Consider the following 13,792-nt stretch of genomic DNA (forward strand, 5'->3'; position numbering starts at 1 on the left):
AGCGGGAGAGATTCCTGAGTAGTATCGGATCGACTCAGAGATCACGACGGATAGACACAGCACAGGGGAAAGACGCAGCGTTAACCCTTTCCCGGATTAAGTTCTGATGGTGCTGTATTGTTTTTGGTGTGAGGTAAGTAAAAAAGATGAAAACGGCCGAACTGACGTTACTCCAACAGGGGGAAGGGTATCCCCTGCCACAAGATGTATTACCCATTGTACCCCCATCCCTAGAGCGAGAGGATTTAAGAGAATGGCGATCGCACCCTCTCCCCGAAAATCGCACCCTACCCTTTTGGGATGCCACCTCCCACCAGCTACACAAAACCACCTTTTTTCAACAGGCCACCCCTCGGGAAAAATGGCTCATCCGTCAAGCATTAAGTCAACATTTGCTCACAGAAATTTATTGTCTCAAACAAATCGGCCGGGAATATATGGGGAAAATGGCGCGACTCTCCCCCACCAGTGAAGAGCAAGTGCAATATACCCTATTTTGTGCCGATGAAACCTACCACCTCACCCAACTCCGGAAATTTTTTCACCCTCCCGAACATCTGGGAATGGAATATCTCTGGTTTCGTCTCCTGCAAAATACCATCCGACAAGAAGAGCAACCCCTGTTATTATTTGTCATCCAAGTATTTTTAAAAGGCTGGACTGTCACCTACTATCAGCAATTAATCCGGGAGTGTTGTCATCACCAATTCGCGCAAATTTTAACCGGATTTCTTCCCCAAGAGTCCTTTTATCACATCACTGGGATAACACGCTATAAACAACAGGGAGAGCCATACAAGGACTTACCCCGCCTGACCGCCATCATGACCGATCTGTTAGCCTTAATGGAATGGACCCCTCATCCCGTTTTGGCGATCGCCGAACAAATGACAGGCTACCTGACACCCCGGCAAAAACAACAACTTCAGGCTGAATTAAACCTCCCCCACTACCATCAAGAACGCTGGCGGCGAATGGGTTTTTTATTGGGTAAAGAAAAGAGTGGAATTCTCCTCAGCCTAGCCCACAATAGTTTCTAGCATAAGTTGCAATAGGTGCGGGTAGGAATCCTTCATGAATTACCCCCACCTAGGGCTTGCTGAATAACTCCGAGAGTCGGGAATAGGGAATAGGTAATAGGTGATAGGTGATAAGTATCAACTCCCCATCTCCCCTGTTCCCCGTTCTCTAAAACAAGGAAAGAAACTATAGAAAATTCCTAGATTTCAACGCCAAAACACACCGCTTAACAATGACTCCAAATCATCAGGAAAAGGGCAATCTTGGGGAAAATCAAGACTGGGATAAAGGTCTTGAATATCCGATAAAGCATCTTCCCAAGTTTCCCCAAAAATTTGGCTCAAATAGTTTTTCAAACTAGGAGACGCTTTTAATAAACGTTTAATCTGTTTCCGTTGTTCTTTAACCGTTAATTCCCAACCTCGATTATCATAAATATTGTTCACATAACAGCGTTTTAATAAATGTTCTAGGAGGACTTCTAAACGGTTTTGTAATTCGTATTTCTCACTCCTGCCCAAAGCTAATATCTCCTCTAGGAGATGCTCCCAATCAATAGCAGCCAAATCTCTCTTTTCAAGGGATTGTGCTTGTTGCTCTGTCCATAAAACAAAGTCATTTTGATAGAGTGAATCGGCCATACGACCCTCCTGACTTTATGGTGATTAGCAAAACTGATCACTTTGAGGGAATAGGGGAGAGGGGGAGAGAGGGAGCAGGTGAGTTGATAATTAGGGTCTGCTGAATAACACGCCTATGCTAGGCTCAACAAGGGAACAGGGAACTCTTAACAGGGAACAGATCATCTAAAACTGGCACGATTGCCTATTCCCGACTCCCGACTCCCGACTCCCGACTCCCGATTCCCCAACTCTCGGACTTATTCAGCAAGCCCTAATTATTCCCTATTACCCTGTTCCCCGTTCCCCGTTCCCCGTTCCCTTATTCAGCAAGCCCCAGTTAAGCTACCATTTCCCCTCACTCTCAGGACTCTCTACCCTAGGCAGTCCCATGCTGTAATTGACAACACGACCCTGTAAGTTATAACTAATCACACCGGATTGTAGAAGACCTCGAATAAAATGCTCTAAATCTGAACCAATCCGACGCAAATTATATTCCGTTAAGGCTTGACCACTAAAAGACTCAACCAACTCGTCAAACTTGCGATAGACCCCCTGAAGGGCATCTTCACTCCAGTTGAACTCATTATCTGGGTCAACATCCAGTGTCAACACCTTGTCACTTTCCACAAATTCACTGCCTCGGATCTCAGCCGTATAAAGGCGAATGTGGCGGGTGGTTGACTTTAAAAGCATTGATTCTACTCTCCTCCGGGGTATTCCCTATCAGTCCATCACTATTGTAAACGACGGTAAAGCTTATCGGGATCGGGCAAGAGGAAGAGAGAAGTATAAAATAGCGGTTGGTCGAAAATTTGGGGTCTAGTCTGTCAACCGACATAAAACGATAAGATTATTCACAATTCTTGGTAAAGTGTAGAGTACAGTCGGGGATCAATGTGGATGGAGTGTTAGTGAGCGCCGATGAATGAGATCGCAAAACAAGCACGACAAGGAAGTATGGCCGCCATCATTCAAATCCTGAATGAGCAATTGGCCGATCAAGGAGTTCGGACTCGTGCCGTTTTAGAAAATGGTGTTTTACAGGTGTTATGTGAAGCGGCAACCCAAGGAGAATTAGAGCAGGCAGAGTTAGTCCCGCGAGTGCGTGAGATTCTCGAAGATATTGACCCCCAACGGTTGCGGCGGGTTCATATTTGTAGTCGGATTGCTCAAGAACAACAGTTAGTCTGGTTACAGGAAGTTCACCGCAATCCAGAGCAGCAATTGTTATGGTCAGAAACCATTGTGCTGCACAAACCCAATGTTTTTCAACGGTTGGCTGGTCAAGGGAAAAAGCCGATCCCCGAACCGAAAGGGATTGAGTTTCCCAGTTTCTCGGACCAAAAACCGGGGAAACAGAAGTCAGGACATTGGCGCGGTCTGGTGAGCGTTATGGTGTTGTGTGGGGCAAGTTTTGGGGCTGGACTGCTCTACAATCAAGGGCGATCGCAACTCAGCCTGAGTAATCCCCTCCGCTTTGTCCAGCAAACCCTTGTACCCCCTTCCCCTCCCTCCAATTCTGCCCCCAATCCCCCCGTCGTGGAGTCCCCAAACTCTGGAGCCTCCCCCCAACCTACCACCGTATTAGTTCCCCCGGCCAACGGTTCCCCCGTCGCTAGTCCCAGTGAAGATCCTTTTGCCGAGGCCGTGCGTTTAGCCGAACAAGTCTCCACCCAAGGACAAACGGCCAGCACAGCCGCCGAGTGGTTAGTTTTGGCGGAACAATGGGAACGAGCCTCTAAATTAATGGAATCGGTTCCGGCCGATGATCCTCGCTATAATATGGCGCAAAGTCGGATCACCACCTATCAACAAAATAGTCAGGTGGCGCAACGACAGGCTAAAGCGCGACAATAGTTCAACCCAACTCTAGGATCATCATATGGACAGCGTTAAATATCTCCTGAATGAGAACCAACTCCCCACCGCTTGGTATAACATTCAGGCCGACCTTCCTCAGCCTCTCCCCCCCGTCTTACACCCCGGCACCCAAGAGCCTGTCACCTTTGAGGATATGCGTCCGATCTTTGCCGATGCGCTCCTAGAACAGGAATTTAGTACCGAGCGCTGGATTCCCATTCCTGAAGCTGTGCGGGACATTTACCGTCAGTGGCGACCCACTCCCCTCTACCGGGCGCGACGCTTGGAAAAAGCCCTTGATACTCCGGCTAAGATTTACTACAAATACGAGGGACTCTCTCCGGCGGGGAGTCATAAACCGAATACGGCCTTTCCTCAAGCCTATTACAACGCCCAACAGGGGATTAAACGGCTAACGACGGAAACGGGGGCGGGTCAATGGGGATCTTCTTTGGCCATTGCTGGGGTGATGTTTAACTTAGAAATCTTGGTCTATATGGTCAAGGTGAGTTATCAACAAAAGCCCTACCGTCGGGCTTTAATGGAGGCCTATAATGCGCGGGTCGTGGCTTCGCCCAGCACCGAAACGGCAGCCGGACGGCAGATTTTAGCCCAATCCCCGGACAGTAGCGGGAGTTTAGGGATTGCCATTAGTGAAGCGGTGGAAGTGGCGGCTCAAGCGGAAGATACGAAATACACCCTAGGCAGTGTGTTGAATCATGTCTTGCTCCATCAAACGGTAATCGGGTTAGAGGCGATCGCACAATTTGACCTCGCCCAAGACTACCCCGACATCATCGTAGGCTGTACCGGAGGCGGGAGTAACTTTGCAGGCATCGCTTTCCCCTTCATGCAGCACAGCCTGTCTGGCGACAAAACCATTGAATTTATCGCCGTTGAACCCATCTCCTGTCCCACCCTGACTCAAGGGAAATACGCCTACGACTTCGGCGACACCGCCCAAATGACCCCCCTGATCAAAATGCACACCCTCGGCCATAGTTTTGTCCCCCCCGGCATTCATGCAGGCGGCCTCCGTTATCACGGCATGGGTCCCCTGGTCAGTCATTTAGTCAACCTCAACTATGTGAAACCCATCGCCTACGACCAACTCGACTGTTTCGCCGCCGGACTCACCTTTGCTAAAGCCGAGGGTATTCTACCCGCCCCGGAAGCCAACCATGCTGTTCAAGGTGCGATCGCCCAAGCCCTGCGCTGTAAAGCAGAAGGAGTCTCCAAAACCATCCTATTTAACCTCTGTGGTCATGGTCACTTCGATATGCAAGCCTACATCGACTATCAAGCCGGAAAATTACAAACCAGCGAATATAGCCCCGAAGAAGTAGCAATGGCTCTCGCCGGATTACCCAGTATTAAGTGACATCCTCCCGACGCTGACCCAACGGGTACAGCGCGGGCTTCCCAAGATCGCTCTTGAGTATTCCTGCCCCACGCCACTTATCTAGGTCATAGACCCCCGACAGACCGACTTGACAGGCTGTTTCCGTTCAAAAGTTAATCGGGAGTCGGGAGTTGATTAGTATTACCTATTACCTCTCCCCTGCTCCCCGTTCCCTAGCCCAGTTACTCAGTAAGCTCTCTAGAGGGCTTGCTGAGTAAAAACTCTGCTAAACCCAATAAATAAAGCCCTTGGGGAGTCACCTTAAAACGATAGGGATAGACTTCCACCCCTTGATGATAAGCCTGACGCAGTAACTCCCCATACTTGGGATCGGTGCTATCACCGGGGGCAAATTGTTCACAGTCTCCCCGATTAATAAAATACACAATCGCGGCCTTAGCTTCCCCTAACACCCCCATTAAATCCCCGAGGTGTTTTTGTCCTCTAGTGGTGACAGTATCGGGAAAAACGGCAATTTTGCCCTGAGTCCAAGTGACGTTTTTCACTTCTAAATAAAGGGGGGGGTGATGGGTGCTGGAAGTGAGGAGAAAATCAACCCGACTTTTGCCTTGGGTGCCATAAACAACTTCTCGCTGGACTGTATCATAACGGGGGGCGAGTTCGGGGAGTTGTTTTTGTTCAAGGAGCGATCGCATGACCCGATTCGGTAAGCCTGTATTCACCCCCACCCACGTCGGCTCCGGATGCGGCACTTGAATCATTTCCCAGGTATAGGCCAGCTTCCGTTTAGGGTTATTACTGCGGGATACTTGCACAGGACTCCCGACGGTACAAACATCTGTCATCGGCCCGGTGTTGGGACAGTGGGCGGTAATCACTTCCCCAGAGGTGAGTTCAATCTCGGCAAAAAAACGTTTGTAGCGTCGGACTAAAATTCCCGCTTCTAAGGGGGGATAGGTATAAATCAGGGGGGAGGACATGAAGGCTAAAAGTTCGGGTTTAATTCTTGTGCATTCTACCCCCTTCGGTTGCCCGAAAACCTGACAGAATCGACCTGAATAATCTAAAGTAATTATTAAATTCTCTTGACTAAAGGTTATAAAAATCAGTGAAAGCTATAACAATTCTTGGTTCAACGGGATCTATTGGAACCCAAACGCTGGATATTGTCCAGCAATACCCCGAACAATTCCGCGTGGTAGGATTGGCGGCGGGTCGCAATGTGGAATTATTAGCCGAACAAGTGCGTCAATATCGCCCGGAAATTGTGGCGATTCAAGAGGAGTCGAAGTTAGAGGAGTTACAAGAGGCGATCGCCACTCTCGATTATACCCCTATTGTTTTATCAGGACAGGAGGGCGTGGTGGAAGTGGCTCGCTATGGGGACGCGGAAAGTGTCGTCACCGGGATTGTAGGCTGTGCGGGACTCTTACCCACCCTAGCGGCCATTGAAGCCGGAAAAGATATCGCCCTGGCCAACAAAGAAACCCTGATTGCGGGAGGGCCAGTGGTGTTACCCCTTGTGGAAAAACATCAAATCAAACTCCTCCCGGCAGATTCGGAACATTCTGCCATTTTCCAATGTTTACAAGGAGTTCCTGAAGGGGGTCTGCGCAAAATCATTTTAACGGCTTCTGGGGGGGCTTTCCGGGATCTGCCTGTGGAACAGTTAGCCCAGGTCACGGTGGCCGATGCCCTGAAACATCCGAACTGGTCGATGGGGCGGAAAATTACCATTGATTCAGCGACCTTAATGAATAAGGGCTTAGAGGTGATTGAGGCTCATTATCTTTTTGGGGTCAATTACGACGACATTCAAATTGTCATTCACCCTCAAAGTATTATTCACTCCCTCATTGAAGTCCAAGATACCTCGGTGTTAGCCCAATTGGGTTGGGCGGATATGCGTTTACCTCTGTTATATGCCCTCTCCTACCCTGAACGGATTCACACCCATTGGGAAACCTTAGATTTAGTGAAAATTGGCAGCCTCACCTTCCGGGAACCGGATCATCATAAGTACCCCTGTATGGGTTTAGCCTACGAAGCGGGACGGATTGGGGGGGCTATGCCTGCGGTTCTCAATGCGGCGAATGAACAAGTTGTGGCCTTATTTTTAGAGGAAAAAATCCGCTTTTTGGAGATTCCTCGCTTAATTGAACAAGTGTGCGATCGCTTTTCCGCTCACAACACCCTCCAACCCACTCTAGAAGACATTCTAGAAGCCGATCGTTGGGCAAGGCAAGAAGCCTTAGAAATCATGAAAACTTTAGAAAATCCTTTAGTCTCTGTCGGTTGACACTCCCAAGCCCTAATTAGGGTCTGCTGAATATCCCTCTAAGCAGTGTTACTAGGACTTTTAGCCGTTTTAAGAGCGAGAAACTGTAAAGTTTTAGGGATAAATCATCAAAAAGGCTTGCCTTTTTCCGATTCCCCTTCCTGTTCCCCGTTCCCTGTTTTCCACCCAGAGTAGAGTTATTCAGCAAGCCCTAATTATCAATTATCAATTGCCCTTTAAGCTGCCCTCCCATGCCCACTGATTTAATTGTCCTGATTGCTGCCTTACTCATCACCTGGCTAATTTTCACTTGGTTAGTCAAGGTCTTAAAAGCTAGTGTGAAAACCGCCCTAGTGATTGCCCTAGTTGTGTTATTGTTACAATTTTTCTTCGGCATTAACCCCCAAGAACTCTGGCGACAGATTACGGAACTGCCGCAAATCCTCCAATCTTTGTTTAATCCTGAATAATCTCTCACAACAAAATAAAGTCCGCCAAAGCGGACTTTGAATATCTAATGTTACCTTGGTTTTGAACTTCAGGATATTATGGTGAGTCTGATTTCCCTCTCTCCTTGAACTACGAACTCGCGCAAGAAATAGTTGAGATTTCATCAACAATTTGGATGTGACCTAAACGAATACCCCGCAGTAAACGATCAATATATAATCGTTCATCCTGACCTAACGAGTTCCCTAAAAGTGCTGCCATTAAACCATAACGGTCAGCTAAAGTAAGTTTTCCAGATTCGCTAACTTGAGCGTACAAGTCTGAAAAAGCACCGGGTAGGAGCAGGGGAAAGTCACTGTTTACTTTTGTCATTACAGTTCCCCTCCGATGTTATAATAAAGTTTTGCCTTTTTAAACCTGAAACCCCTAAACAGCAAGGTTTAGAGCCTGTAGTGCTTTAACTCAAACCGGAAATTAAAGCCTGATCTTAAGTCTTGATCAGCTAGCACGGCTTAAAAACTTTTTATCTTATGTATATTATTTCTTAAGCTTAAGAAATAACTTGTGATATGGGGCTGAATATATTGTGATTATTGTCAGAGTGACCTGTGACCTAAATCACTGCTTTTGCTACTATTGAAATATCTCCCCAAGTCATCAGGAGAGGGGGGAGCGAGACGGTTTAGATTAAGATGGCCAAGGAATGGGGTGATGAAGATTTTAGACTGTTTACACACGGCGATATTAGTTTCTAATTTGGAACAAGCCCAAAAATTTTATCAGGGAATTCTCGGTCTTGTGCCAGTGGATCGGGCGCTCAAGTTTCCGGGGATTTGGTATCAGGTAGGTGGGTATCAAATTCATTTGATTGTCAGTCCGGGGTTTCAGGCCTCGTTACAGGAGGAGGAAAAATGGGGGCGCAATAGTCATATTGCCTTCTCCGTGGATGATTTAGAGGCCTTGGTGAAGCGTTTAGAGGCTCAAGGGTATGTTTACCAGAAAAGCGCCTCGGGACGGGCTGCGCTGTTTGTCCGTGACCCAGATGGGAATGTGGTTGAAGTGAGTCAAAGTGTTTGAAAGATGGCGATGAGAATTGTGGCCTATCTCTATAGCAACCTGTTGTTAGAAACGCCCCCAGAGGAGGGAATTTGGGGGCTGGAAGTGGATCAGGTTTATCAGGATGTGGGGATGGGGGAGTCTCGGCCAGAATTAGAGCAGTTATTACAGGAGAGTGCCAAGAGTCCGCCCAATTATCTCCTAGTGCGGCGCTTAGGGGAATTGGGGGAGGACTTAGAAAGTGTGGGTCGTGCGATCGCCCTTTTAGAAAGCTACGGGGTGGAAATCATTGCCACAGAAGACGTTTACACCACCGCCTCCCCTCCCCCCAAAGCCGCCCTACTGCAACTGTTAGCCCACCTGCAACGAGAACAACGGAGTCGTCGCCTACGGCAAGGTCACGCCCGCAACCGTCTTCAAGCCCTGCCCCCACCTGGGAAAGCCCCCTATGGCTACCGTCGGGGCAAAGACCGCTATATTTTAGACCGCAGCACCGCCCCCGTCGTCAAAGACTTTTTTGAGCGCTTTCTGCTCTTTGGGTCCCTCCGCGGTGCCGTGCGTTATCTTGAGAAAAAATACGGCAAAAAAATTGCCGTTTCCACCGGACGACGCTGGTTAACCCATCCCATCTATCGGGGAGATACCGCCTACCGTAACGGCGACATTATCCCCCAAACCCACACCCCCCTCATTTCCCCCGAAGAAGCCGCCCAGATTGACCGTTTATTGCGTCGCAACCGCCCCTTAGCCCCCCGCAGTGCCAGCGCCCCCCGTTCCCTAGCGGGTTTAGTCTTCTGTTCCCACTGCCAATCCCCCACCACCATCACCCGCGTTACCCGTCGGGGTAAATCCTCGGAGTATCTCTATTTACGCCCCCTCCATTGTTCCTGGCACCCTAAATGTAAAGCCCTGCCCTATGGGGAAGTTCTTAACTGCACAATTCAGCGCATTTGTCAAGACCTTCCCGCCGCCATCGCCGCCACCCGAAGCACAGCCCCCCCCAGCCCAAAAGCGGCCATTCAAGGGGAAATTGCCCGCAAAGAGGAGATATTAGCCCAACTCCCCCAACTCGAAGCGACGGGGATTTTAGATCAAGATACGGCGAATTTACGGCGGTATCAGTTACGGAACGAAATCGCCCAACGGCAAGCCCAATTAGCCCAACTCCCCCCGGAAAACCTACAAAATATTGCCCAGACTGTCTCCTTGCCCCAATTTTGGCTAGATTTATCCGAGGCCGAACGTCGTTTTTATTTCCGGGAGTTCTTGGAGCAGATTGAGTTAGTGCGGGGAGAAAATGGGGAGTGGGACGTGGAATTAGTGTTTATTTTCCGTCGAATTCCCTAGTTTTGGTCTGTTTTGGCTTGTGAACTTCAAGGAGGCTCAGAAATGAGAAAATGAGAGAATTCACCTCGGTTACAGGGTAGGTTTGTGACAACTATGCAAATTTCTGAGTATTCCATTCCCTTCATTGGCGAAGAAAGTCAAGCCCCTTACGAACAGGCGAAGGTGGTATTGTTACCTGTGCCGTATGAGTTAACGACAACCTACCGCAAAGGCTGCGAAACCGGGCCAGCAGCGATTTTAGAGGCCACCGATCAACTGGAGTTTTATGATGTGGAGTTGGGAAAAGAGGTCGTTTTTGAGACGGGGGTTTTTGTCCATGATGCGATCGCCGACACCCAACAACCCAATCATCAGTTAACCCCAGAGTTGATGGTGGAACAGGTAAAAGCTAAGATTTCTCATCTATTTGCCGATGGGAAATTTGTGATTACCTTGGGGGGAGAACATGGCATTACGGCGGGTGTAGTGGCAGGTTATCAACAGGTTTTAAGTGAACCCTTTACAGTCGTTCAGATTGATGCTCACGGGGATATGCGGGACAGCTATCACGGGTCCATTTATAATCATGCTTGCGTCATGCGGCGAGTGTTAGAAATGGGTTTACCCACCTTACCCGTAGCCATTCGCAGTATTTGCCGAGAGGAAGCAGACTTAATTGCTGAGAAAGAAATCCCCGTGATTTGGGCCCATGAGATTGTTCAGTCGCCGGGGGATTGGATTGAAAAGGCGATCGCACAAATTAAAACCCCTCGCGTCTTTATCACCATAGACCTCGACGGCATGGATCCCGCTTTTATGCCCGGTGTTGGTACCCCCCAACCCGGCGGCCTCGACTGGTATCAACTCACCGCCTTTTTACGCCAAGTATTTTTAACCCATGAGGTGATTGGCTGTGATGTAATGGAATTAGCTCCCCTTACAGAATCCGTCGTTTCTGAGTTCACCGCCGCCAAATTAGTGCATAAATTAATCGGTTATTATAGCCATTCTAGTTATTCTTGTCCTTGTAATTCCAACAATTGGGGAACTGTAACAAACTCATAACCTTGTTGACGCAAACCCTCAATAATTTTAGGCAAAGCCGCCACCGTTGTCCGATGATCTCCTCCCCCATCATGTAACAACACAATCCCCCCCGGAGTAGCATCATTAAGAACCGTTTCTGCTATCACTTCCGCCGGAGGTTGAGGGTTACTATCGGGGGCAATTTGCGACCACATCACAATCCCATAGCCCTGTTTTTTTGCATAATCAGCCACACCGTTATTTAACACACCCCCCGGAGGACGAAAAAGCATTGTTTTCATCCCCGTAATGTCATAAATCATTTTCGCGGTGCCGTCTACTTCCTGGGCGGCCTCAGTTGAAGTCATTCGATGATAACGATGATTGATGGTATGATTGCCAATCGCATGACCTGCCGCAACTACTTTTTTCGCTGTTTCTGGATACATTTGCAAGGCTTGTCCTATCCAGAAAAAGGTCGCTTTAATGTTATTCTGTTCCAAGATATTCAAAATTTCCTCGGTTTGACTTCCCCAAGGTCCATCATCAAAGGTTAGAGCAATTACCTTGTCAGATTTTGTCCAATTATTTCCGAAAATCACTTGACCTTGAAAACCGCTAGGGATGCTAAAAATAAACCAATTATCCGCATCATTCCACTGACCAAAAACAGAAGTTAACCCTTCTCTAATTGGAAGAATATTCCCCGATTTAAAGGGTCGAAAAGTTGTAGAATTTAGATGAGAAAAAACAGTAACCCCTAAAGCTAAAATACCTAGTCCTAAACCCAGACCCAAGAGATTTTTAGCAGACAAGACAGAGGTTCTTTTTCGTTTAATGCGATAGGGGTCTGACCATCTGCTGCGTCGTGTCCCGTAGCTTTTCATAAACTTTCGCTTGTGCCTCCAAGATAGTACGGAAAATAAAAGGGATGGCTCACTCACTCTTTTTGGTCAAATCCTCTGCCCTAGTTAGGGTTTGCTGAATAGGGCTTTAATCTAGGGAACACTGACTGAAGAGTTAACCATCAGGAAATTGCCAACAGGCGATATATTCTAACTTCTGGCTTTGACAAGCTGGACAGGACACATTTGGACTAGAATCAACCCATTCCTCCCCACAATCACGACAATGACAAAATATATTGTTGCGGTTGGCCATCTGGATTTTTTGCCGCCATTGGGCAAAAACGGCCTCGTCGGAGTCGGAAAATTCGCTCATTGTAGAATGCTCCCTGAGTTGGAGAAAGGTATGGGGGGGTTATCAATCCCTGTTAGGAGTTGGTTTCCGATCACAAGGGAGATGTTTTACCTAGGGCAATGATAGCATTGTGCCTAGGTTGTAGGCTAAGAGTAAAGCCGCCCTAGAAGGGGGGTATCCCATAAATTTGGGTCACAATTAGGAAAGAGTGGGTAGATAGATGTAATGACTGAAGAACCTGTGAACAATGTTCCTGAAAGGATGACGGAGGGGGAAAAGGGGAAAATCCAACCTCGTCAGGGGCGTTTAGATGCCCTTGGGAGGCGGGTGGGCGAGTTGTTGGGCAATACGACTCATAAGGTGCAGCAAGCCCTTCCGGTGGGTCAGGTGGCTCAACAAACCCTACGCTGGTTTACTGTGAGTGAGGAACGGGTGGCGGAAATTTTGGCGGCAGTGCGGGAGGAGTTGCCCACGACGGAGGCGCTGTTAATTGGTAAACCCCAAGCGGGGAAAAGTTCCATTGTGCGGGGGTTAACGGGGGTTTCGGCGGAAATTGTCGGGCAGGGGTTCCGCCCCCATACCCAAAATACTCAACGTTATGCCTATCCGTCGGAGGAGCTTCCGTTGTTGATTTTTACGGATACGGTGGGCTTAGGGGACATTAATCAGGATACGGAGGGCTTGATTGAGGAGTTGCTGGGGGATTTGGCGCAGGAGACGAAACGGGCGCGGGTCTTGATTTTGACGGTAAAAATTAATGATTTTGCCACGGATACGTTGCGGCGAATTGCTCAAAAGTTGCGGCAACAGTATCCGATGGTGCCTTCTGTGTTGGCGGTGACTTGTCTCCATGAGGTGTATCCCAAGGAGGTGATGGAACATCCGCCCTATCCGCCGGATTTGCCGGAGGTGGGGCGGGTTTTGACGGCGCTGCAAGGGGATTTTGCGGGGTTATGCGATCGCACGGTTTTATTAGATTTTACGTTAGAAGAAGATGGCTTTACCCCGGTTTTCTACGGTTTGGAAGCCCTGCGGGATACCTTGGCGGATCTGTTGCCCGAAGCAGAAGCTAAGGCCATCTATCAGTTGTTGGATGAAGGGGCAGGGGAACAGTTGGGGATGTTATACCGGGATGTGGGGCGGCGTTATATTTTGGCGTTTTCGGTGATGGCGGCGACAGTGGCGGCGGTACCGTTACCGTTTGCAACGATGCCTGTTTTAACCACGTTGCAGGTGTCTTTAGTAGGGGTTTTAGGGCAATTATACGGCCAGACTTTGACTCCTTCTCAAGCGGGGGGTGTGGTGAGTGCGATCGCCGGAGGATTTTTAGCCCAAGCCATTGGCCGCGAGTTAATCAAGTTTATCCCCGGTTTAGGCAGTGTGATTGCTGCCTCTTGGGCGGCCGCCTATACTTGGGCGTTAGGGGAGGGGGCTTGTGTTTATTTTGGCGATTTAATGGGGGGGAAAAAACCGGATCCCCAAAAGATTCAACAAGTCATGCGGGAAGCTTTTGATGCCGCAAAACAACGGTTTAAGTAGGGCTTGCCTTTTTCCGATTCCCCTTCCTGTTCCCTGTTGCCTGTTTTC

At 48.7% G+C, this 13,792-nt stretch carries 15 protein-coding genes; 9 read left to right on the top strand and 6 right to left on the bottom strand.

The window, feature by feature from the left end; all coding sequences use genetic code 11:
• The first annotated feature begins 146 nt into the window (after window positions 1–146).
• Window positions 147–1,040 (top strand): hypothetical protein, encoded by an 894-nt coding sequence (locus tag SPI9445_RS0105625; protein WP_017303756.1) that lies wholly within the window; start codon window positions 147–149, stop codon window positions 1,038–1,040.
• Between the two features lie 186 nt (window positions 1,041–1,226).
• On the opposite strand, the gene SPI9445_RS0105630 is transcribed toward SPI9445_RS0105625, so the two are convergent.
• Together SPI9445_RS0105630 and ndhM are read right to left on the bottom strand one after the other, a co-directional pair.
• A complete protein-coding gene (locus tag SPI9445_RS0105630) occupies window positions 1,227–1,661 on the bottom strand; it encodes a DUF29 domain-containing protein (protein WP_017303757.1) in 435 nt (144 codons plus the stop codon).
• Window positions 1,662–1,985: 324 nt separating this feature from the next.
• Complete coding sequence (ndhM, locus tag SPI9445_RS0105635; protein ID WP_017303758.1) at window positions 1,986–2,339, bottom strand: NAD(P)H-quinone oxidoreductase subunit M; 354 nt, start codon at window positions 2,337–2,339, stop codon at window positions 1,986–1,988.
• Between the two features lie 228 nt (window positions 2,340–2,567).
• On the opposite strand from ndhM, the gene SPI9445_RS0105640 reads away from it, so the two are divergent.
• Entirely contained in the window at window positions 2,568–3,503 is a 936-nt protein-coding gene (locus tag SPI9445_RS0105640) for a hypothetical protein (RefSeq protein ID WP_017303759.1), read from the top strand.
• Window positions 3,504–3,528: 25 nt separating this feature from the next.
• The gene (locus SPI9445_RS0105645) at window positions 3,529–4,887 is read left to right on the top strand and encodes a TrpB-like pyridoxal phosphate-dependent enzyme (RefSeq protein WP_017303760.1); all 1,359 of its coding nucleotides are present in this window, start codon (window positions 3,529–3,531) and stop codon (window positions 4,885–4,887) included.
• A 203-nt stretch (window positions 4,888–5,090) separates the two neighbouring features.
• Here SPI9445_RS0105645 and sfsA read toward each other — a convergent pair whose 3' ends face one another.
• Window positions 5,091–5,849, bottom strand: coding sequence for a DNA/RNA nuclease SfsA (sfsA, locus tag SPI9445_RS0105650; protein WP_017303761.1), 759 nt, complete (start codon window positions 5,847–5,849; stop codon window positions 5,091–5,093).
• Between the two features lie 128 nt (window positions 5,850–5,977).
• Here sfsA and dxr point away from each other — a divergent pair, with 128 nt between their 5' ends.
• Both dxr and SPI9445_RS0105660 read left to right on the top strand, forming a co-directional pair.
• Window positions 5,978–7,168 carry a 1-deoxy-D-xylulose-5-phosphate reductoisomerase gene (gene dxr, locus SPI9445_RS0105655; RefSeq protein ID WP_017303762.1) on the top strand — a complete coding sequence of 397 codons (1,191 nt, stop codon included), beginning with the start codon at window positions 5,978–5,980 and terminating at the stop codon, window positions 7,166–7,168.
• Between the two features lie 230 nt (window positions 7,169–7,398).
• Window positions 7,399–7,617, top strand: coding sequence for a hypothetical protein (locus tag SPI9445_RS0105660; RefSeq protein ID WP_017303763.1), 219 nt, complete (start codon window positions 7,399–7,401; stop codon window positions 7,615–7,617).
• A 109-nt stretch (window positions 7,618–7,726) separates the two neighbouring features.
• Here the strand turns inward: SPI9445_RS0105660 and SPI9445_RS0105665 are convergent, their stop codons facing one another.
• Entirely contained in the window at window positions 7,727–7,969 is a 243-nt protein-coding gene (locus tag SPI9445_RS0105665; RefSeq protein WP_017303764.1) for a hypothetical protein, read from the bottom strand.
• A gap of 339 nt (window positions 7,970–8,308) precedes the next feature.
• Here SPI9445_RS0105665 and SPI9445_RS0105670 point away from each other — a divergent pair, with 339 nt between their 5' ends.
• The 3 genes from SPI9445_RS0105670 (at window position 8,309) to speB (ending at window position 11,044) form a co-directional block, all read left to right on the top strand.
• Window positions 8,309–8,674, top strand: a complete 366-nt coding sequence (locus SPI9445_RS0105670) for a VOC family protein (RefSeq protein WP_017303765.1) — start codon at window positions 8,309–8,311, stop codon at window positions 8,672–8,674.
• Between the two features lie 9 nt (window positions 8,675–8,683).
• Window positions 8,684–10,000 carry a recombinase family protein gene (locus tag SPI9445_RS0105675; RefSeq protein WP_033374238.1) on the top strand — a complete coding sequence of 439 codons (1,317 nt, stop codon included), beginning with the start codon at window positions 8,684–8,686 and terminating at the stop codon, window positions 9,998–10,000.
• Between the two features lie 93 nt (window positions 10,001–10,093).
• Window positions 10,094–11,044: an agmatinase gene (speB, locus tag SPI9445_RS0105680; protein ID WP_017303767.1), complete on the top strand. Its 951-nt coding sequence runs from the start codon at window positions 10,094–10,096 to the stop codon at window positions 11,042–11,044.
• Here speB and SPI9445_RS24490 read toward each other — a convergent pair.
• Both SPI9445_RS24490 and SPI9445_RS0105690 read right to left on the bottom strand, forming a co-directional pair.
• Window positions 10,993–11,892, bottom strand: a complete 900-nt coding sequence (locus SPI9445_RS24490; RefSeq protein WP_017303768.1) for a polysaccharide deacetylase family protein — start codon at window positions 11,890–11,892, stop codon at window positions 10,993–10,995. The genes speB and SPI9445_RS24490 overlap by 52 nt on opposite strands.
• 133 nt (window positions 11,893–12,025) lie before the next feature.
• Window positions 12,026–12,226, bottom strand: a complete 201-nt coding sequence (locus tag SPI9445_RS0105690) for a hypothetical protein (protein WP_017303769.1) — start codon at window positions 12,224–12,226, stop codon at window positions 12,026–12,028.
• Window positions 12,227–12,430: 204 nt separating this feature from the next.
• On the opposite strand from SPI9445_RS0105690, the gene SPI9445_RS0105695 reads away from it, so the two are divergent.
• The gene (locus SPI9445_RS0105695; protein WP_100227066.1) at window positions 12,431–13,744 is read left to right on the top strand and encodes a YcjF family protein; all 1,314 of its coding nucleotides are present in this window, start codon (window positions 12,431–12,433) and stop codon (window positions 13,742–13,744) included.
• Window positions 13,745–13,792: the final 48 nt, after the last annotated feature.

The organism is Spirulina subsalsa PCC 9445, assembly GCF_000314005.1.
In the GTDB taxonomy this organism is placed as follows: Bacteria; Cyanobacteriota; Cyanobacteriia; order Cyanobacteriales; family Spirulinaceae; genus Spirulina_A; species Spirulina_A subsalsa.